The organism is Streptomyces sp. NPDC046831 (genome assembly GCF_040645305.1).
In the GTDB taxonomy this organism is placed as follows: Bacteria; Actinomycetota; Actinomycetes; order Streptomycetales; family Streptomycetaceae; genus Streptomyces.
On sequence record NZ_JBEYXZ010000050.1, the window covers coordinates 1 to 18,965 of the forward strand.

At 73.4% G+C, this 18,965-nt stretch carries 18 protein-coding genes; 12 read left to right on the forward strand and 6 right to left on the reverse strand.

Translation table 11 applies throughout. The annotated features are described in order from the left end of the window. The first annotated feature begins 158 nt into the window (after positions 1–158). Positions 159–1,016 (forward strand): F510_1955 family glycosylhydrolase, encoded by an 858-nt coding sequence (locus ABZ920_RS28600; protein ID WP_361511072.1) that lies wholly within the window; start codon positions 159–161, stop codon positions 1,014–1,016. A 56-nt stretch (positions 1,017–1,072) separates the two neighbouring features. On the opposite strand, the gene ABZ920_RS28605 is transcribed toward ABZ920_RS28600, so the two are convergent. Further along, positions 1,073–1,648, reverse strand: coding sequence for a TetR/AcrR family transcriptional regulator (locus ABZ920_RS28605; RefSeq protein ID WP_361511075.1), 576 nt, complete (start codon positions 1,646–1,648; stop codon positions 1,073–1,075). 302 nt (positions 1,649–1,950) lie between these two features. On the opposite strand from ABZ920_RS28605, the gene ABZ920_RS28610 reads away from it, so the two are divergent. Further along, positions 1,951–2,508: a hypothetical protein gene (locus tag ABZ920_RS28610; RefSeq protein ID WP_361511078.1), complete on the forward strand. Its 558-nt coding sequence runs from the start codon at positions 1,951–1,953 to the stop codon at positions 2,506–2,508. Positions 2,509–2,615: 107 nt separating this feature from the next. Here ABZ920_RS28610 and ABZ920_RS28615 read toward each other — a convergent pair whose 3' ends face one another. Further along, positions 2,616–3,821, reverse strand: coding sequence for a DUF6397 family protein (locus ABZ920_RS28615; RefSeq protein ID WP_361511081.1), 1,206 nt, complete (start codon positions 3,819–3,821; stop codon positions 2,616–2,618). Positions 3,822–3,948: 127 nt separating this feature from the next. Then, positions 3,949–4,362: a roadblock/LC7 domain-containing protein gene (locus tag ABZ920_RS28620; RefSeq protein ID WP_361511083.1), complete on the reverse strand. Its 414-nt coding sequence runs from the start codon at positions 4,360–4,362 to the stop codon at positions 3,949–3,951. 95 nt (positions 4,363–4,457) lie between these two features. Here ABZ920_RS28620 and ABZ920_RS28625 point away from each other — a divergent pair, with 95 nt between their 5' ends. Together ABZ920_RS28625 and ABZ920_RS28630 are read left to right on the forward strand one after the other, a co-directional pair. Then, entirely contained in the window at positions 4,458–4,886 is a 429-nt protein-coding gene (locus ABZ920_RS28625) for a PPOX class F420-dependent oxidoreductase (RefSeq protein ID WP_361511086.1), read from the forward strand. Between the two features lie 166 nt (positions 4,887–5,052). Then, on the forward strand, positions 5,053–5,652 hold the full coding sequence (locus ABZ920_RS28630) for a methyltransferase domain-containing protein (RefSeq protein ID WP_361511089.1): 600 nt from the start codon (positions 5,053–5,055) through the stop codon (positions 5,650–5,652). Between the two features lie 108 nt (positions 5,653–5,760). Here the strand turns inward: ABZ920_RS28630 and ABZ920_RS28635 are convergent, their stop codons facing one another. Then, positions 5,761–6,666: an oxygenase MpaB family protein gene (locus ABZ920_RS28635; RefSeq protein ID WP_361511155.1), complete on the reverse strand. Its 906-nt coding sequence runs from the start codon at positions 6,664–6,666 to the stop codon at positions 5,761–5,763. 100 nt (positions 6,667–6,766) lie between these two features. Here ABZ920_RS28635 and ABZ920_RS28640 point away from each other — a divergent pair, with 100 nt between their 5' ends. From ABZ920_RS28640 to ABZ920_RS28650, 3 genes are all read left to right on the forward strand, one after another. Then, positions 6,767–7,060 (forward strand): hypothetical protein, encoded by a 294-nt coding sequence (locus ABZ920_RS28640; protein WP_361511091.1) that lies wholly within the window; start codon positions 6,767–6,769, stop codon positions 7,058–7,060. Positions 7,061–7,193: 133 nt separating this feature from the next. Next, the gene (locus ABZ920_RS28645) at positions 7,194–8,141 is read left to right on the forward strand and encodes a hypothetical protein (RefSeq protein ID WP_361511094.1); all 948 of its coding nucleotides are present in this window, start codon (positions 7,194–7,196) and stop codon (positions 8,139–8,141) included. Between the two features lie 276 nt (positions 8,142–8,417). After that, on the forward strand, positions 8,418–9,809 hold the full coding sequence (locus tag ABZ920_RS28650) for a tannase/feruloyl esterase family alpha/beta hydrolase (RefSeq protein ID WP_361511096.1): 1,392 nt from the start codon (positions 8,418–8,420) through the stop codon (positions 9,807–9,809). Between the two features lie 4 nt (positions 9,810–9,813). Here the strand turns inward: ABZ920_RS28650 and ABZ920_RS28655 are convergent, their stop codons facing one another. Next, positions 9,814–9,996, reverse strand: a complete 183-nt coding sequence (locus tag ABZ920_RS28655; protein ID WP_361511099.1) for a hypothetical protein — start codon at positions 9,994–9,996, stop codon at positions 9,814–9,816. A gap of 250 nt (positions 9,997–10,246) precedes the next feature. Continuing rightward, positions 10,247–11,413, reverse strand: coding sequence for a xylose isomerase (gene xylA / locus ABZ920_RS28660; RefSeq protein WP_361511102.1), 1,167 nt, complete (start codon positions 11,411–11,413; stop codon positions 10,247–10,249). A 177-nt stretch (positions 11,414–11,590) separates the two neighbouring features. Between xylA and xylB the strand changes: the two genes are divergently transcribed. From xylB to adh, 5 genes are all read left to right on the forward strand, one after another. Beyond that, the gene (xylB, locus tag ABZ920_RS28665) at positions 11,591–13,036 is read left to right on the forward strand and encodes a xylulokinase (protein ID WP_361511105.1); all 1,446 of its coding nucleotides are present in this window, start codon (positions 11,591–11,593) and stop codon (positions 13,034–13,036) included. Positions 13,037–13,090: 54 nt separating this feature from the next. Further along, the gene (locus tag ABZ920_RS28670) at positions 13,091–14,302 is read left to right on the forward strand and encodes an ROK family transcriptional regulator (protein ID WP_361511108.1); all 1,212 of its coding nucleotides are present in this window, start codon (positions 13,091–13,093) and stop codon (positions 14,300–14,302) included. 382 nt (positions 14,303–14,684) lie between these two features. Further along, complete coding sequence (locus ABZ920_RS28675) at positions 14,685–15,284, forward strand: N-acetylmuramoyl-L-alanine amidase (RefSeq protein ID WP_361511111.1); 600 nt, start codon at positions 14,685–14,687, stop codon at positions 15,282–15,284. Between the two features lie 119 nt (positions 15,285–15,403). Next, positions 15,404–16,747: a GAF domain-containing protein gene (locus ABZ920_RS28680; RefSeq protein WP_361511114.1), complete on the forward strand. Its 1,344-nt coding sequence runs from the start codon at positions 15,404–15,406 to the stop codon at positions 16,745–16,747. Positions 16,748–17,009: 262 nt separating this feature from the next. After that, positions 17,010–18,533 (forward strand): aldehyde dehydrogenase, encoded by a 1,524-nt coding sequence (gene adh, locus ABZ920_RS28685; protein ID WP_361511117.1) that lies wholly within the window; start codon positions 17,010–17,012, stop codon positions 18,531–18,533. Positions 18,534–18,965: the final 432 nt, after the last annotated feature.

The following is an 18,965-nucleotide window of genomic DNA, read 5'->3' on the forward strand; positions in this document are numbered from 1 at the left end:
CTTCCAGTTCTTCATCCGGGCGTTGGCCTCCACGGCGCGTTCGCCGTGGAGGCCGGACGGCCCGGGCCCGGCCCCCGCACTTCTCCCGTCGACCGCACCCTCGCGGTCTTCTCAGGCTTTCGCGCCGTCGCGCGCCCGATGACTCCGACCGAGGAATCATGCACAAGCGCCATGCCGCCGCGACAGCGGCTGCCCTGACTCTCGCCCTGACCCTGGCTGCCTGTTCGGACGGCCAAGACGGCGCGGACTCCTCCGCAGCCTCCGCAACAACGGTGAGCCACATCCACGGCCTCGGTCTGACCGCCTCCGACCAGCGCCTGTATGTCGCCACCCACGAGGGCGTCTACACCCCCGACGCCAGCGGCCATCCTCAGCTCGTCGGCGACAGCAAGGACGACTTCATGGGCTTCACGGTGGCCCAAGACGAGACCTTCTACGCCAGCGGCCACCCCACCTCCGGCGGCAACAAGGGGCTGATCAAGAGCACCGACGCCGGTAAGACCTGGACGTCGCTGTCTCTGTCCGGCGAGTCCGACTTCCACGCGCTGGACCACGCGCACGGCACGGTCTACGGCTACGACGCCACCAACGCCCTGCTGCGCACCACCAAGGACGGCACCACCTGGAAGGACGGGGCAAGTCTTGAGGCGCTGGACATCGCGGTCAGCCCGAACGACCCCGGCCTCATCCTCGCCACCACCGCTAAGGGCATCGCGCGCAGCACCGACGGCGGTAGGGCGTTCCCCAAGGGCAAGGAGCCGGTGCTGGCCTTCCTCTCCTGGAAGACCGCGGATGCCCTCTACGGCATCGACCCTGCCGGCGTCCTGAGCCGCAGCAACGACGGTGGCACCACCTGGAAGAAGGTCTCCACCGTGCCGGGCGGCCGACCCCAGGCGCTCACCGCGGTCGGCGCCGAACACGTCCTGGCCGCCACCCAGGACGGCGTGTACGAGTCGAAGGACGGCGGCAAGACCTTCCGCAAGCGCCTCGCCGTCGAATCAAGCGGCGGACACTGACGAACGTGAGGCGGAGCCGATCCCCAGGGCCGGGCGCCCGGTACAGCGATGGGACGTCAGCCCTGGGGACGTAGGCCAGCCAGGGTCACCGCGACGAGCCGCCGCACCGCAGCCTTGGACGACAGCGCTCCGGCTCCGGCGAGGGCGTGCAGACAATAGCCCGCCAGCTCGTCCGGCGAGACGTCCTCCCGGACCTCGCCCGTCTGGACTCCCTCGGCCAGCACCCCCTGGACGAAGTGGCGCAAATGTTGCTCGGCGTGCGCCACATGGTCACCCCGGTGCAGGACGGCGGACAGCTCTGCGCCATGGCCGTGCCGCTGCTGCTGGATGAACGCGTAGCGTTCCAGCACCGCCTCCAGCCGCTCACCCGGGGGACCTGGGCGCTCCCCGAGTCCGGCAAGTTCGGCGAGGTGACCGGCGATCTGCTGCTCGTGCCACGCCACCATGATCGACTCGACGTCCGGGAAGTACTTGTACAGCGTGGCCCGCCCGATGCCGCTGCCCTCGGCGATCCGCGACATCGTCACGCCCCGCAGTCCCTGCTCGGCCACGAGCGCCGCCGTGGTCTTCAGCACGGCGTCCCGCACGGCGCGGCGGTGCTCCTCGATGGTCTCGTTCCACAGCTTTGGCACCGGATCAGTGTACGGGGCGACGGTGCCGAGACAACACGACTTGACGTAGACACTCTGTCTCGATAAGAGTTGCGACCTGGAAGAGGGCCCGTGGCCCGTGCCGTCCCGTTAGAGGGAGCCCGCATGACCGGTGCACCGTCCGAATCGAGCCAGAGTGCAGGGCCCGACCGCGCCACACCCCCCGCTGCCCCGCGCTGGGTGAAGGCGTCCGGCGCCGTGGCGTTGGCCTTGCTCGTGCTGTTCCTCGTCCTGCACCTGACCGGTGCTATGGGGGCCGGCATGCACGGCGGCCACTGATGGCGATGCCGCCCGCCCTCCGCAAACCCGTGCTCACCGCGCATGTCGCCTGCTCGGTCGGCTGGCTCGGCTCAGTCGCCGCCTTTCTCGTCCTCGCCGTCGTCGGACTGACCGGCAAGGACCCCCAGAGGGTGCGGGGGGCGTATCTCGCCGTGGAGGTCACGGGCTGGTACGTGATCGTCCCGCTGGCGTTCGCCTCGCTGCTGACCGGGCTGGTCCAGTCCCTCGGCACCACCTGGGGGTTGTTCCGCCACTACTGGGTGCTGGCGAAGCTCGCGCTGACCGTCCTCGCCACGTTCCTGCTCGTGCTGCACATGCAGGTGGTCGACCACGTGGCGGAGGCTGCCGCGCTGACAAGCCTGTCCGCCTCCGACCTCGGCGGGATGCGGGTGCAGCTCGTGTTCGACGCCGCGGCCGCCGTCGTTGTCCTGCTCACGAATACGGCCTTGTCGGTCTACAAGCCGCGCGGCATCACCCGGTACGGGTGGCGCATACAGCAGGCACAGCGAGCCGACCGAGCCCGCGGCGCGGCCGTGGGCACTGCAGCTCCGGCCCAGGCTTGATCAGACCGCTCTCGGATCAGCCGGGCGCGGTCGCTACGCCCTCGGTGTTGGCGCAGGCTCCCACGCCTGGGCAAGCGCCCCAGTCCGCGATGCCCGAACGCGGCTCCTCAAGTCAGAGGCAGCTGACCCAGCGGCCGACCATGGTCGGCCTGCGCCTCCAGGAGAGCGGCCACGTCCGGCTCCTTCATGAAGACGGGGCCGTCCCAGTACGCCGGGACCGCCACGGGGCGCGAGGCGCACCTCGGTGCCGTGGATTCGCGCGGCGTCGAGGAGGGTCTGCAGCATCTGTATGCCCGGTAGGTCGAGCGCGCCGAGGCGGGCACCTCGGGCCGCTCGGACGGTTCGACCACGTTCGGGCGGAACGGGCCGGCGCCGTGCCGGGGCCGTGCGCCCCGCCCGGACCGCGTCCTTCGGGGTGACCGCGTGCCGGCTCGGCGCCCCCGGCTCCCCGCGGGCTGTGTGGTCCGGTCCCGTGGGGCGGCGAGTGGCGCGCGGCGCCGGGGCGGTGCGGGGCGGTGGGCGCGCGCCTTGGCCAGTGCCCGCTCCAGATCGCTCCGCAGCAGTTCGATCTCGTCGGGATCGGCCGCGGTCATGATGTGTGCGGTGAGCCGGGCGGCGGGCGTCCGCGGCGCGCCCTGGGGGCACGGCAGCGGCCGGAACCGATGGAGGTGAGCGCGTTCGTCCGGGTCCTGGACGAGCTCGGCGACCTGGGCCTGACCGAGCAGCGCCGCCACCACGGCCGCCCGCTCCCACGGGTCGTCGGCCTGCCGGAGCAGCAGATCCGTGCGCCGCCCGCGCCAGTTGCGTGGCCGCAGGTCCAGCCCCGCGTCCAGCTGGTCACGCAGTCCCTCCGGCAGGGGCTCGCCAAGGAGCGGAGCGCGCTGGGCGTCGGCCGCGAACTGCCGCAGGTCGTCGGCCAGGTACCGCCACACCACGGCCCGGTACCGGTTCAGACGGAACGCGATGGGCACCACGGCGCCCAGCCGGGCCAGCCGGGTGAAGCGAGCCGTCGTCACCTCGAGGAGGGCCGCACCCTCCTTGGTGCCGACCGTCTCGACCCGTTCGAGCAGGGATGCCGGGAAGCCCGGCTCCCCGCGCAGCCGCTCCACCTCGGCCAGGTCGACACGGCGGTTGCCTCCCCCGTCGAGCGCGGTGGCGACGAGGCCGAGCAGAACGGCCAGGTGGAAGGCGTTCCGTTCGAGGCGCAGTTCCCGTGCGGCGCGACCGAGTGTCAAGGGCGCTGCCCGCGGAGCCGCGGGAGCGGGCTGTTCCGCCGCGAACGCGGTCTGCCGGGTGATGCTGTTGCCGGCCATGGTCGTCTCCCCCGTGGAGTATGTGCGGCTCGCGCCGAGTGCGTCCGCCCGGAACACACCGTAGCCCGGCCGGCACGCATCGCGACGAGCCCGTGGACAACTCCACGAAAGGGGACGAAACCGCAGCTCAGAGGCCCGTGGCCGGGGTCTCTCCGGGCCGGCGGGCGTCCACGTCCAGGTGCTCCCCGACCCGGTTGACCAGCAGGGTCATCTCGTAGCCGATCTGGCCTATGTCCGCCTCGGCGCCGCTGAGGACGCACAGGCAGCTGCCGGTGCCCGCCGCCGTGACGAACAGCACCGCGTCGTCGAACTCGACCATCGTCTGGCGCACCCTGCCCGCACCGAAGTGGCGGCCCGACCCCCGGGCGAGGCTGTGCAGCCCGGACGAGACCGCCGCGAGGTGCTCCGCGTCCTCACGGCGCAGTCCTGTGCTCGCCCCCGTCACCAGTCCGTCGTTGGACAGGACCAGCGCGTGCCGTACGTGTTCCACCCGTTCGGTCAGGTCGTCGAGCAGCCAGCCGAGTTTCTGGTTCTGCGCCATGAAGCGGTCTCCCCGTGTGACGGTCTTCCCCCCTGGCCGGAGGATCTGCCGCCAGCCTTCCCCACGACCGGTGCCGCGGCAAGGAGGATGGGGACATGGCACAGAAGATGACCGACGAGGAATGGCGGGCGTTCGTCTCGCACGGCACCCGCACCGGAAAGCTGTCCATCGTCCGGGCCGACGGAAGTCCGCACGTGGCACCGATCTGGTTCGTGCTCGACGGCGACGACGTGGTGTTCAACACCGGCAAGGAGAGCGTGAAGGGGCGCAACCTGGCCCGTGACGGCCGGGTCGCGCTGTGCGTCGACGACGACCGGCCGCCGTTCGACTTCGTGGTGCTGCGGGGCCGCGCCCAGCTCTCGGAGGACGTCGACGACCTCCGGCACTGGGCCACGCGCATCGCCGCCCGCTACATGGGCGAGGAGCGCGCCGAGGAGTTCGGCGCGCGCAACGGCGTGCCGGGCGAACTGCTCGTCCGCGTCACGATCGACAAGGTGCTGGCGCAGAGGGCCGTCGTCGGCTGACGGCGTGCCCGGTGCCCGTCCCGTCCTCCCACACGGACCGGCGACGTGACGGACGGGGCGGGCGTAGGCGCGTGCGGTGCGCGCTCCGCGCGTGCGGTACGGGCTCCGCGCGTGCGGTACGGGCTTCGCCCCGCCCCTGTCGGTGCGGTGCGGGATCATGCGGGACATGAGCGACGAGCGCGAACACGTCCAGGAGTTCTTCACCGCCCGCGCGGCCGACTGGGACAGCCGGTTTCCGGACGACGGCCCCGCCTTCGCGGCGGCGGTCGCGGAGATGGGGCTGCGGGAGGGCGACCGCGTACTGGACGCCGGCTGCGGAACGGGACGCGCCCTGCCGCCGTTGCGCGCCGCCGTCGGCCCGGCGGGAGTCGTCGTGGCAGCCGACCTGACTCCGGCCATGCTGGAGGCCGCGGTGCGGGCCGGACGGGACCGGGACGGGTGGCTGCTGCTCGCCGACGTCGGTGCGCTGCCGCTGCAGGCGGAGTCACTGGACGCGGTGTTCGCCGCGGGACTCGTCTCACACCTGCCGCAGCCCTCCCAGAACCTGCGCGAGTTGGCCCGCGTGGTGCGTCCGGGCGGCACACTGGCGCTGTTCCACCCCGTCGGCCGGGCCGCGCTCGCCGCGCGCCAGGGCCGCCGCCTGACGCCCGGGGATCTGCGCACGGAGCCCAACCTGCGCCCGCTGCTGTCGGAGTCGGGCTGGCGCATGACCTCGTACGCCGACGAGGACGCCCGCTTCCTGGCGCTGGCCGTACGCGAGGGCTGACCGGAGCGGTGCGGGACCCACCGGTCCCGGTGAGGCCGACGGGCGCATCCCCCGGCTCCGCCGGCGAGGGGCCACGGGGCGGCACTCAGCCGGCGCACGCCATCCGGGTCACTCGGGGCTCTCCCCGGCAGCGTTCATGACGTGCCGCACGGGGCAGCCCCGGACGCCGGGGACGGGCCGGGTGCCGAGGTCGGCCAGTGTGCAGCCGTCCGGGTAGCTCTTGATCTCCCTGTTCTGGCGTGCGAAGTGCGGAGCCCGCCGTGGCGGCAGCAGGCGCACGACACGGCCCCGGGCCCTCACCACGCGGCGCACCAGCGCCCGGGTGCGGGCGGGAGGGGGCTCGTAGCGGAAGGCCTTCAGCAGCGGCTCGTCGAGCAGGGCGAGGACCGCGGTGCGCACGACGGGCGCCAAAGGACGCGGGTACCAGGAGGCCGTGAGATCGAGCGTGGCGTCGGAGACCCGCCGGGCCTGCTCGTCCCAGCCGAAGTGAGAGCTCTCGTAGGCGTCGAGGTGCGCCTCGAACTCCTCGTAGGTCTCGGGGATGTCCCGGATGCCCATGTGCCGCCCGAGTGTGCGGTAGTGGACGGCCGACGCCACGATCTCGTGCCGGGACAGTCTGCGCCATCCGTAGGCGTCGATCCACCGCTTGGGCACGACCACGAACGTGCAGAGCACGTAGCGCATGTCGTCGTTGCTGATGTCGTAGCTGCGGTGCATCTGGTTGATGCGGCGGATCGCGGTGCGGCCGTGGTCGCTGTCGAAGCCGTGCTCGACGACGGCGTCGAGCAGCAGCGCGGTGTCGTCGTAGCGCTTCTGCGAACGGTCGGTCAGTTCCGCCGTCTCGGCGAGCAGCCGGCCGATGCTCGGCACGGCGTAGGTGCGGTAGAGGGCCAGCTCCAGGGCACGGGTGTGGTCCCAGGGGAACTCGTAGGCCGTGGAGAGCCGGTAGATCCGCGACGCGTCCGCCACCGGGTCCAGCCGGCGGATCGCCTCCAGCCGCTCGAACCGCTTCACCGCGCTGTCCCCCTTCTGCCGCCGGAACTCCAACTCTACGTTGAGTAGCAGCACATGCACGATCGGCACCGGACGGCACGCAGGGTGAGAGGTGGTCCGCATGTTCGGCAGGATCCGTGAGTCCTTCGTCAGAGTCGTCACGTCCCGCCCGGGGAGCGGCGGTGGCCGGAACGTCCGTCCGCACAACCTCTTCGAGGCCGCTGCCGCCTATGTGTCGGCCTGCGCGGAGGACGACCAGGACCGGATGGACGAGGCCGCGTCCTGGGTGTCGCCGGAGGCCCTGTCCTTCGGGGTGAACGAACTGGCGTCCCGCGCCGTGGTCGCGCTGGCGCGGGAGGGGGGCCGGTCGCCGCAGGCGGTGGCACGCGAGCTGCTCGGGCTCCCAGCGGCCTGAGCCCGGCCGGCCAACGTCGTTTCGTCCCCGTCCAGGCGGATAACCGCAGGTCCGCATGGTGCAGCGGTCGTGACAACCGCGTCGCGCCCGCACTAGGGTGCGCGCCGTTGGACGAACCGATGGGGAGGCTGGGATGGCCGGGACGGAAGAGGACGCCGTCGCCGCCGCGGACGATGCGCTCTATGTGCTCACGGCGGTGCTGCTGACGCCGGCGCAGTTCCCGAGTGTGCTCGGCGACGACTATCCGGAGGCCTGTGCCGCGCTCGGCCTGGCACCGCGCGCCGACGGGTACGGGCTGGTGCTCGGCCAGGACGGCGACGGTGCCCGGTGGACGGTCGTGGTCGACGACGTCTCCCTGGTCGCCGTGGCGATCGCGTCCTGGGACTGCGGCATGGAGTACGACCTCTCGCCCGACGAGCGGTCGGTCGTCGCGGCCCTGCCGGGCTGGCCCCTGGCGGTCGCCGTCGCGGCTCCCGGTGTGCCCGCCCCGCACGATCCCGGACCGGAGGTCGCGGACGGGCCTCCGCTGTCGCCGCCGGACACCACCGTCTGGGGTCCGGCCCAGCGGCGGCTGGGCGCCGACGAGATCGCGCTGCAGTGGGCGATGTGGCGCGAACAGATCGACGACACGGCCTTCGCGGCACGGGACGAGGCGACTGCGAAGGGCGACGGTCCGGCAGGGGACGGTTCGCCCGAAGGCAAGGGTTCGACGGAAGGCGGCGGTTCCCCGGAAGGCAAGGGTTCCCCGGAAGGCGAGGGTTCGCCGAAAGGCGGCGGTTCGCCGGAGGAGCCCGGCGGAGAGGTCCCCGGCAGGCGCAGCAGCGTGCGGCGCGTCCTGGCGGAGGCCCGCTCGTACGTGGACTCGCCTCCGCCGCTGGGACGCGTCCGCTCCTCGTTCGCCCCGGGCGACGCGCGGACCCTGCGGGCCGACGGCCCCGGCTGGTCGCTGGTGGCCCGCACCGACGACATCGCCTTCGTGCTCCTGGACGAGGAACCCGGTGAGGTGCTGCCGGTCGGCCGGGGCCCGGAGCTGCCCGGCCTGCTTGAAGCCCTCGACAAGCTGGCGGTGCGTCCCAGCTGAGCGGTGCGCTGCGGTCCGTGCGCCCGGCCGACGGGTGACCACCCCGTCGTACGCCGCCGCCCGCTCGCGGCGGCCACGGCTCGGGCGGGCTCCGACCGGCCGAGCGGCGCCCGGCGGGGAACGTCTCGTCCGTGCATGTAGCGAGTCACCATCTCGTGCGGACTCCCGGTGTGGTGCAGGCCCATGGAGGACCAGGGCGCCGACCCGCACGATGGGGCGGTTCCGGGCTCCACCGGCCCGTGCTCCCCTGCCGCCCCATCGCGCTCCGGAGGCTCCATGCGCCTGTCCCGCAGTGTTCCCCTGCTGGCCGCCACCCTCGTGACGGCCGCCGCCCTCTGGCCGTCGACCGCCGGTGCCGCGCCCGACGGCGCCGCCCCCGCCTGCCTGCGGCGGGCGGTCCCCGAAGTGCCGGGCGCGGCCTTCCAGCAGAGCGCCTGCCTGGCCGACCTGACCACCACGGGGCTCGCCGGCACCCCGTACACGGACCTCGCCGACCAGGCGGGGCTCACCGCCGGGGCGACCCGGACGCCGTCGGGGGTGCCCGGGACGCAGATCGACGGCTACTTCCCCGACTCCTCGCGGTTCAACAGCACGCACGGCTGGCGCCACGACGCCCAGTTCGTGATCCGGCTCCCGGACCACTGGAACGGCGGTCTGGTGGTCACCGGGGCCCCCGGCACGCGCAAGCAGTACGCCACGGACAAGGCGATCTCGGACCAGGTGCTGGCACGCGGGTACGCCTACGCCGCCACGGACAAGGGCAACAGCGGGACCGACTTCTACCGCGACGGCAGCCGGCCCGGTGACGCCGTCGCCGAGTGGAACGCGCGGACCACCGAGCTGACGCGGGCGGCCCGGCGCGTGGTCGCCCGGCACTACGGCCACGCCCCGCGCCGGACGTACATGACCGGGATCTCCAACGGCGGCTACCTCACGCGCTGGCAGCTGGAGCACCACCCGGAGCTGTACGACGGCGGCGTGGACTGGGAGGGCGCCCTGTGGACCGCCGACGGGCCGAACCTGCTGACCTCGCTGCCCACGGCGGTCGCCCGGACGCTCGGCTCGGCGACCGACGAGGACATGTACGCCGCGGGCTTCGCGCCCGGCTCCGAGTTCCTGTGGCCGTACCACGAGCACGCGTACTGGGGCGTCACGCAGAAGATCTACCGCGCCGAGTTCGACCCGGGGTACGACCCGGACTGTCCCGGTGCCTCCGCGGGGACGACGGTGGAGCAGATCCTCGCCCCCTGCTCCTCGGACTCGGCGTACGACTACGCGGCCCGTCCGGCGTCGGTGCACCGTGCCGTGGCCCGCGTGGCGCTCACCGGCCGGATCGGCAGGCCCCTGATCACGCTGCACGGTGACCTGGACACGCTGCTGCCGAAGGCGGCGGACTCGGACGTGTACGCGCGCATGATCGACGCCCGGGGACGGGGCCGGTTCCACCGCTTCTACACGATCGAGGGCGGCACACACGTCGACGGGCTGTACGACGCGTATCCGGACCGGTTGCGGCCGATCCTGCCGTGCTACCGGTCGGCGTTCGACGCGCTCGTGGCCTGGGTGGAGCGGGGCGTGCGCCCGCCCGCGGACCGGACCGTCGCCAGGCCCGCGGACGGCGACGTGGTCGACTCCTGTTCCCTGAAGGGCGACGCTGCGGGGCGCTAGCCCCTCAGCGGCCCAGCTCCTTGCGGGTGACGCGGCGCAGCCTGCGCCGCTGCGAGGGGTCCAGTGCGAGGTAGGCGGCGGCCGGGACGCCCAGGACTATCAGCAGGGCGGCCCACCAGGGCAGCCAGATCAGCAGGACGAGTCCGACCGCCACACCTCCCGCGGCGATCTTCGCGTTGTTCGACATCTGTCGCCTCCTCAGCGGCCGCTCTGCCGCTCTCTTGTCGTGAGAACGGGTCCGGGCTTCCCGCGGTTCCTGGCGGCGACCCTGATCCGCCCCTGGGACGCGCCCCTACGGGTGCGACGCGACGTCCGGCCCGCGCACGGGCCGGACGGGTGAGAACCCCGCACGCGCGTGTGCCGGGCCGCGCGGGACGCGCAAGCGCGCGGGCCGGAACCGGGCCCGGCACGCGCGCTGCGTGCGTCCTGGGGCGGGTTCAGCCGCGCGCCGCCAGCAGGTGGTCCATCGCGAGCTGGTCGAGCCGCTCGAAGGCCATGCCGCGCGCGGCGGCCGCGTCGACGTCGAAGTCCTCGAAGGCCGTGCGGTCCGCCAGCAGTGCCTGCAGGCCGTCCGCCGCGGTGGGCTGCGCCAGCTCGTCCAGCCGGGCGGCGCGCAGGGCCTCCTGGACCTCCGGGTCGGCGCGGAAGGCGGCCGCGCGCTCCTTGAGGATGAGGTAGTTGCGCATGCAGCCGGCCGCCGACGCCCACACGCCGTCCAGGTCCTCGGTCCGCGGCGGCTTGAAGTCGAAGTGGCGAGGCCCCTCGTAACCGGCGCTCTCCAGCAGGTCGACCAGCCAGAAGGCGGCCCGCAGGTCGCCGGCGCCGAAGCGCAGGTCCTGGTCGTACTTGATGCCGGACTGGCCGTTGAGGTCGATGTGGAAGAGCTTGCCCGCCCACAGGGCCTGGGCGATGCCGTGCGGGAAGTTCAGCCCGGCCATCTGCTCGTGGCCGACCTCCGGGTTGACGCCGTACAGCTCGGGGCGCTCCAGGCGCTCGATGAACGCCAGCGCGTGGCCGACGGTGGGCAGCAGGATGTCGCCGCGCGGCTCGTTGGGCTTGGGCTCGATGGCGAAGCGCAGGTCGTAGCCCTGGGAGATGACGTACTCGCCGAGGAGGTCGAAGGCCTCCTTCATCCGGTCCAGGGCGGCGCGCACGTCCTTGGCGGCGCCCGACTCGGCTCCCTCGCGGCCGCCCCAGGCCACGTACGTCCTCGCCCCCAGCTCGGCGGCGAGGTCGATGTTGCGGATCGTCTTGCGCAGGGCGTAGCGGCGCACGTCGCGGTCGTTGGCGGTGAACGCGCCGTCCTTGAAGACGGGGTGTGTGAAGAGGTTGGTGGTGGCCATCGGCACGGTCATGCCGGTGGCGTCGAGCGCCTGGCGGAAGCGCTTGATGTGCGACTCGCGCTCGGTGTCGGAGGACCCGAAGGGGATCAGGTCGTCGTCGTGGAAGGTGACGCCGTGGGCTCCGAGTTCGGCCAGGCGCTGCACCGTCTCGACCGGGTCGAGGGCGCGGCGCGTGGCGTCGCCGAACGGGTCCCGTCCCTGCCAGCCGACGGTCCACAGGCCGAAGGTGAACCTGTCCACGGGGGTGGGCTGGTAGCTCATGCTGCGGCTCCTTGCTGGGTACGACTATTTCGTCATGGCAGTTTACAAATTAGTATGCGCACACTTCCCTGGGAAGGGACAAGATGCCCCCCGACCGGGGCCGCGCGCCGGACGCCCGACGCCGGACGCCGTAGAACGCCAGGTCAGAACCCGCGAGCCGCGGAAGAGGGAGAGCCGATGTCAGCAGCCGAGGGTCCGCTCGTCGTCGGTGTGGACTCGTCCACCCAGTCCACCAAGGCGCTCGTCGTCGACGCGGCCACCGGACGGGTCGTGGCGAGCGGCCAGGCGCCGCACAGCGTCACCTCGGGAGCCGGCCGCGAGAGTGACCCGCGGCAGTGGTGGGACGCCTTGTGCGAGGCGCTGCACCGGTGCGGCGACGCGGCGCACGAGGCCGCCGCCGTGTCGATCGGCGGCCAGCAGCACGGGCTCGTCGCCCTGGACGCCGCCGGTGAGCCCGTACGGCCCGCCCTGCTGTGGAACGACGTGCGCTCGGCTCCGCAGGCACGCCGTCTGGTCGACGAACTGGGCGGGCCGAAGGCCTGGGCGGAGCGCACCGGCAGCGTGCCCGGCGCGTCCTTCACGGTGACGAAGTGGGCCTGGCTGGCGGAGAACGAGCCGGAGGCCGTGCGTGCCACGGCGGCCGTACGGCTTCCGCACGACTACCTCACCGAGCGGCTGACGGGCCTCGGCACCACCGACCGCGGGGATGCCTCGGGAACGGGCTGGTGGGCGTCGGCGACGGAGGAGTACGACGAGGAGATACTCGGCCGTGTGGGTCTCGACCCCTCGCTGCTGCCCCGGGTGGTGCGCCCGGGCGAGGTGGCGGGCACCGTGCGGGACAGCCACGACCTGCCCTTCTCGAAGGGGACGCTGGTCGCCCCCGGCACCGGGGACAACGCCGCGGCGGCACTCGGCCTCGGCCTGCGCCCCGGGACGCCCGTGCTGAGCCTCGGCACGTCGGGCACGGTCTACGCGGTGTCCACGCACCGCCCCGCCGACCCCTCCGGCACGGTCGCCGGCTTCGCCGACGCGCGCGGCGACTGGCTGCCCCTGGCCTGCACACTGAACTGCACCCTCGCCGTCGACCGCGTGGCGGCGCTGCTGGGCCTGGACCGGGACGCCGTCGAACCCGGCACCACCGTCACGCTGCTCCCCTACCTGGACGGCGAACGCACCCCGAACCTGCCGCACGCCTCCGGCCTGCTGCACGGACTGCGCCACGACACGACGGCGGGCCAGCTCCTCCAGGCCGCGTACGACGGCGCCGTCCACTCCCTGCTCGGCGCACTGGACCTGGTCCCGGACCAGGAGGCCGACCGCAGCACGCCCCTGCTGCTCATCGGCGGCGGTGCCCGCGGCACGGCGTGGCAGCAGACCGTGCGGCGGCTGTCGGGACGGCCGGTCCAGGTGCCGGCGGCCAGGGAACTGGTCGCCCTCGGCGCCGCGGCGCAGGCGGCCGGCCTGCTGACCGGCGAGGACCCGGCCGCGGTCGCCCGGCGGTGGAAGACGGCCGAGGGGCCGGTGCTGGAGGCGGCGGAGCGGGACGAGGCGGCGCTGGCCAGGATCGCCGGGGTACTCTCCGACGCGGCCCCGCTGCTGGAGCGGGGCACGGACACCCACTGACGAAGGGCCGGCCGGACATCCGCCGGCGACACCGACCGAGGACGGACGGAGGGCATGACCGCACCGCTGCACGAGGCCCGCGCGGCCACCGGTCGCGGGCGCGCGCTGCCCGACAACCAGCAGGGCATGCGCCGCCGCAACCTCGGCCGCGTCCTGCACACCGTCAGCGCCGAGGGACCGCTGTCCCGGGCCGCGGTCGCCTCGCGCATCGGCCTGACCCGGGCGGCGGTGTCGACCCTCGTCGACGAGCTCATCCGCTCAGGTCTGCTGGAGGAGCTCGGACCCGAGCGCCCCGGCCGGGTGGGCCGGCCGGGATCGGCCCTCGCCGTCAGCGGGCGCGGCCCGGCCGGGATCGGCGCCGAGGTCGGCGTGGACCATCTCACGGCCTGCGTGGTCGACCTGCGCGGGCGGGTGCGGGCGCGGGCCGTGCGCCACGGCACGAACCGGGACCGTGCTCCCGAACCGGTGACCCGGCAGCTCACCGCGCTCATACGCGAGGTGGTCGCCGACGCCGAGCAGCAGGGCCTGTGGGCGGCGGGACTCGCCCTGGCCGTGCCCGGCCTGATCGCGCGGGACGGCAGGACGGTGGTGAGCGCACCCAACCTCGGCTGGCACGACGTCGACCTCGGGGCCCTGCTGCCCACCGAGTTCCCGCTGACCGTGGACAACGAGGCCAACTTCGGCGGACTCGCCGAGCTCTGGCTCGGCGACGGCACGCCGCGCGACTTCCTGCACGTGTCGGCGGAGATCGGCATCGGTGCGGCGGTCGTGGTGGACGGGCGGCTGCTGCGCGGAACGCGCGGCTTCGCGGGCGAGCTGGGGCATGTGCCGGTCGAGCCGGACGGGCCCGCCTGCCCGTGCGGCGGTCGCGGATGCCTGGAGCAGTACGCGGGTGAGGAGGCCGTGCTGCGGGCGGCCGGCCTGGAGCCGGGCGAGGACCGGGTGGCACTGCTGGCCGCACGCGCCGCCGCGGGCGACGACGCCGTGCGGCGCGCCCTGCGCGACGCCGGTACGGCGCTCGGGGTCGCGCTGACCGGGGCGGTGAACCTGCTCGACCCCGAAACCGTCGTGCTGGGCGGTGCGCTGTCCCGGCTGGCGCCCTGGCTCCTGCCGTCGCTGGAGGCCGAGCTGGCCCGGCGCACCGCGGGCCCCGCCTGCCCGGTCGCCGTCTCCCGTCTGGGACCCGAGGGCCCGCTCCTGGGGGCCGCGCACTCGGTGGTGCGCGCGGTGCTGGACGATCCGGCGGCCGTGGCCGAACGGGCCTGACCTCCACGGCACTTCACCCGCCCGGGTGGCGGAGTTGTCCACCACCGCACGGTCGTCCACCGGACCCCGCCGCACTCTTCTGCCCGGTGCCCGGGCGCCGTACCGTGATGCACGCGGGGCGCAGCCGCCGTCTCGGAACCGGCCGAGCCGGGACGGAGGCGGACGTGTCCACCTCGACGACCTGTCAGGGGTTCCCCTGCGAGCCGGCGTTGGCCAACACGTGCGACATGTCCTGCGTGCGCGTGGCCAGGCTCCACGAGGAGCCACCGCCCGTGCGCGAGACTCACCGCGGACCGCACCTACGACCGCGCAGTACGGCTGCCGCTCGCCGCCCCGGGCGCTGCCGAACGACGACCACCCACCTCCACGGAAAGGCCACGCCATGGACCGGGCCCAGCACTCCGCCGGGAGACGGCGGTTCCTGAAGGGCGCAGCCCTCGCCGCCGTGCCCTACGCGTTACTCCCCGCCCCCGGGGCCGGAGCGCTGCCCCAGTCCGACGACTACCCGCCCGCCGAGTGGCAGCCGGCCGGCAGCTCCAACTACACGGTGTCCAGCCGTCCCACCACCTACGCCGTCGACCGGGTCCTCATCCACGTCACCCAGGAGACGTACGCCGACACCCTGGCCATCTTCCGGGACCCGCTGAAGGCGGTGTCCGCGCACTACGTCGTCCGGTCCGCCGACGGACACGTCGCCCAGTGCGTCCGCGAGGCGGACATCGCCTGGCACGCGGGCAACTGGACCTACAACACCCGCAGCATCGGCATCGAGCACGAGGGCTGGGTGGACCAGCCGGCCTACTTCACCAACGCCCTGTACGAGCAGTCCGCCAGGCTGACCGCGGCCGTCTGCGACAAGTACCGCATCCCCAAGGACCGAGCCCACATCATCGGCCACCACGAGGTGCCGGGCACGGACCACACCGATCCCGGACCGAACTGGGACTGGGTCCGCTACATAAGACTCGTCAACTTCGCCTGACGACCGGCCCCGCCCGAGCCCGGTTCACGCATCCGCGGGCGACCGCTGTCGAAGAGGTTGTCCGCGCGCACACCCGGAGTGACGATGTCCCCAGCCGCATCTCCGTCCGGGAGGCCGAGTTGACCGATCCGTGGGTGGCCCTGGAGCCGGGGGCCGACCCTGCCGAACGTGTACGCCTGCTGCGCCGCGCCCACGAGACGTTCACCGCGGTGGGCACGGTGCCGCGACCGGTGCGCCCGGTGGTGGCCGACTCGTGGCGGCGTTCCGCGCGCGCCGGGGTCGGGCCCGACGGCACCGCGAGCGTGGAGCTGATGGACGGCGACCTCGGCGCCTACCGGGCGGAGCACCCGCTGGCGCCGGTGATGCCGCTGTTCCGTGAACTCCTCGGCACGTTCGCCGCCGACGGGGAGCACCTGCTCGCGGTGTGCGACGCGCACGGCCGGCTGCTGTGGGTCGAGGGGCATCCGGCGACGCGGCAGAAGGCCGGGCGGATGAACTTCGTACCGGGTGCGCGCTGGGCCGAGTCCGCGGTCGGGACCAACGCGCCGGGCACGGCCGTCGCGCTGGACCGGCCGGTCCAGGTGTTCGCGGCCGAGCACTTCATCCGGCGGGTGCAGCCCTGGACGTGCGCGGCGGCGCCGGTGCACGATCCGCGCACCGGGCGGGTCCTCGGCGCGGTGGACATCACCGGCGGCGACGGGCTCGCCCACCCGCACAGCCTCGGCTTCGTCCAGGCGGTGGCGCGGGCCGCGGAGTCCCACCTGGCCCTGCTGCCTGCGCGGGGCCCGGCCGTCGACGGGCCGGAACTGACGGCCCTGGGCCGCGACCAGGCCCACCTCACGGTGGACGGCCGCAGGATCCGGCTGAGCCGCCGCCACAGCGAGATCATGGTCCTGCTCTCCCGCCACCCGGAGGGCCTGACCGGCGACGAGCTGCTGTGCGCGCTGTACGAGGACGAGTCGGTCACGCCGGTGACGCTGCGGGCCGAGCTGGCCCGGCTGCGCCGGGTGCTCGGCCCCGGCATGCTCGCGTCCCGCCCCTACCGGCTCACCGTGCCGGTGGGGTCGGACGTGGCCGTGGTGGAGCGACGGCTCGAGGCGGGAGCGGTCGCGGCGGCCGCGGCGGCGTACGCGGGTCCGCTGCTGCCCGCCTCGCAGGCGCCGGCGGTCGCCCGGCTCAGGGAGCGCCTCGCCGACGGCCTGCGGACGGCGCTGGTCGCCCGCCGCGATCCGGACCTGCTGACCGACTGGGCGCACGCGCCGTGGGGCGAGGAGGACCTCGACGTCTGGCGGGCGCTCGCGTCGGTCCGCCCGACGCCGCCGGTGCGGGCCCGGCTCGCCGCGCTGGAGGCGGAACTGGGGATGAACCCGGTCCGGCCGACGGCGCCGGTCCGGGCCCGGCTCGCCCCCTGGGAGCGGGGGCCTGGGATCGCGGGCGGACGGCCGGGCCGGTCACCGCGCTGACCGCGCTGACCGCTCGCCGCTCACCGCCGGCCGTGCCAGCGGCGCCCCACGCGGCGCGGCACCCCGCACACGGCCCGCTCCCGACGTCACGCCGGGGCACCCGTTCCCCACCCCGGCGGGCCGCTCGACTTCGCACCGGCCGCCGGCCGAATCTGCGCTCGAAGCCCCGCTCGCGCGCAACGTCGTTGCAACGTCGTCGTTCCTAGCCTCGCGCCGAGAGCTGCCCGAAGGCGGGCAGCGCTTCTGAAGGAGGCACACCAGGATGACCCGTTACGCGGCACCCGGCACCGAGGGCGCGATCGTCTCCTACCAGGCGCGCTACGACCACTTCATCGGCGGCGAGTACGTGCCCCCGGCTCGTGGGCAGTACTTCGAGAACCCCTCACCGGTGAACGGTTTGCCCTTCACGGAGGTCGCGCGCGGCACCGCGGAGGACGTGGAGCGGGCGCTGGACGCGGCGCACGCGGCCGCCCCGGGCTGGGGCCGGACATCGGTGACGGAGCGCGCCGACATCCTGCTGAAGATCGCCGACCGCATGGAGGCCCACCTCGAACCGCTGGCCGTCGCCGAGAGCTGGGAGAACGGCAAGCCGGTGCGCGAGACGCTGGCCGCCGACATCCCCCTCGCCATCGACCACTTCCGCTACTTCGCTGGCGCCATCCGGGCCCAGGAGGGCTCGCTCGGCGAGATCGACGACGACACGGTGGCCTACCACTTCCACGAGCCGCTCGGCGTGGTCGCGCAGATCATCCCCTGGAACTTCCCCATCCTGATGGCGACGTGGAAGCTGGCGCCGGCGCTCGCCGCGGGCAACGCGGTGGTCATCAAGCCGGCCGAGCAGACCCCGGCGTCCATCCACTACTGGATGAGCCTGATCGCCGACCTGCTGCCGCCCGGTGTGGTGAACATCGTCAACGGCTTCGGTGCCGAGGCGGGCAAGCCGCTGGCCTCCAGCCCCCGGGTGGCCAAGGTGGCCTTCACGGGTGAGACGACGACAGGGCGGCTGATCATGCAGTACGCCTCGGAGAACATCAAGCCGGTCACCCTGGAGCTGGGCGGCAAGTCGCCGAACATCTTCTTCGACGACGTGTGGGCGCTGGACGACGACTTCCGTGACAAGGCGCTCGAAGGCTTCACCATGTTCGCCCTGAACCAGGGCGAGGTCTGCACCTGCCCGTCCCGGGCGCTCGTCCAGCGCGGCCACTACACCGAGTTCCTGGAGGCGGCGGTCGCGCGCACCGAGCTGATCAAGCCGGGACACCCGCTCGACACCGACACGATGATCGGCGCCCAGGCCTCCAACGACCAGCTCGAGAAGATCCTCTCCTACCTCGACATCGGCCGGCAGGAGGGGGCGCGGGTCCTCACCGGCGGAGAGCGCATCGAGTACGACGGGGAACTGAAGGGCGGCTACTACGTCCAGCCGACCATCTTCGAGGGCAACAACCGGATGCGGATCTTCCAGGAGGAGATCTTCGGGCCGGTGGTCTCGGTGACGTCCTTCGACGACTTCGACGACGCCATCAAGGTCGCCAACGACACGCTGTACGGCCTGGGCGCGGGCGTGTGGACCCGGGACATCAACACCGCCTACCGAGCGGGCCGCGCCATCCAGGCGGGCCGCGTCTGGACGAACTGCTACCACGCCTACCCGGCCCACGCGGCCTTCGGCGGCTACAAGCAGTCCGGCATCGGCCGCGAGACGCACCGGATGATGCTGGAGCACTACCAGCAGACGAAGAACCTCCTGGTGTCGTACTCGCCGAAGAAGCTGGGCTTCTTCTAGACGACGCGAAAGGGTGTCTGACCTGGGTTTTCACCCGTCAGGCGCCCTTCGCTCAGTCCGCTCCCGGCCGAGCCCGGCTTGCGCGCCAACCCCCGATTCCCCCCACGACTGCGCCCCTCCTGACCAGTGCTTCCGGACCAGTCACGGACCAAACCTCCGGTTCAGCCCTCGGGTACGTCACCTTGCCTGACGCGCTGCCACTCGTTCATGGACTCTCGATGAGGCGGTCCGCCTGCTCTCGAAGGCCGTCAAGGAACTCGGCGTGGTGGTGAAGGAGAACCTCGATGCTCTGGCCGGCGCGGCGGGCGCACTCGGCCGGGTCGACTTTCTGATAGAGCCAGAACGAGATCCCGGCGTGCCGGAGGTCCCCATCCGCGCGGACGCCGTCGCCGGCCGCCTGCGCTCCACCGCCTGGCAGCGGCAGAGCGCAGG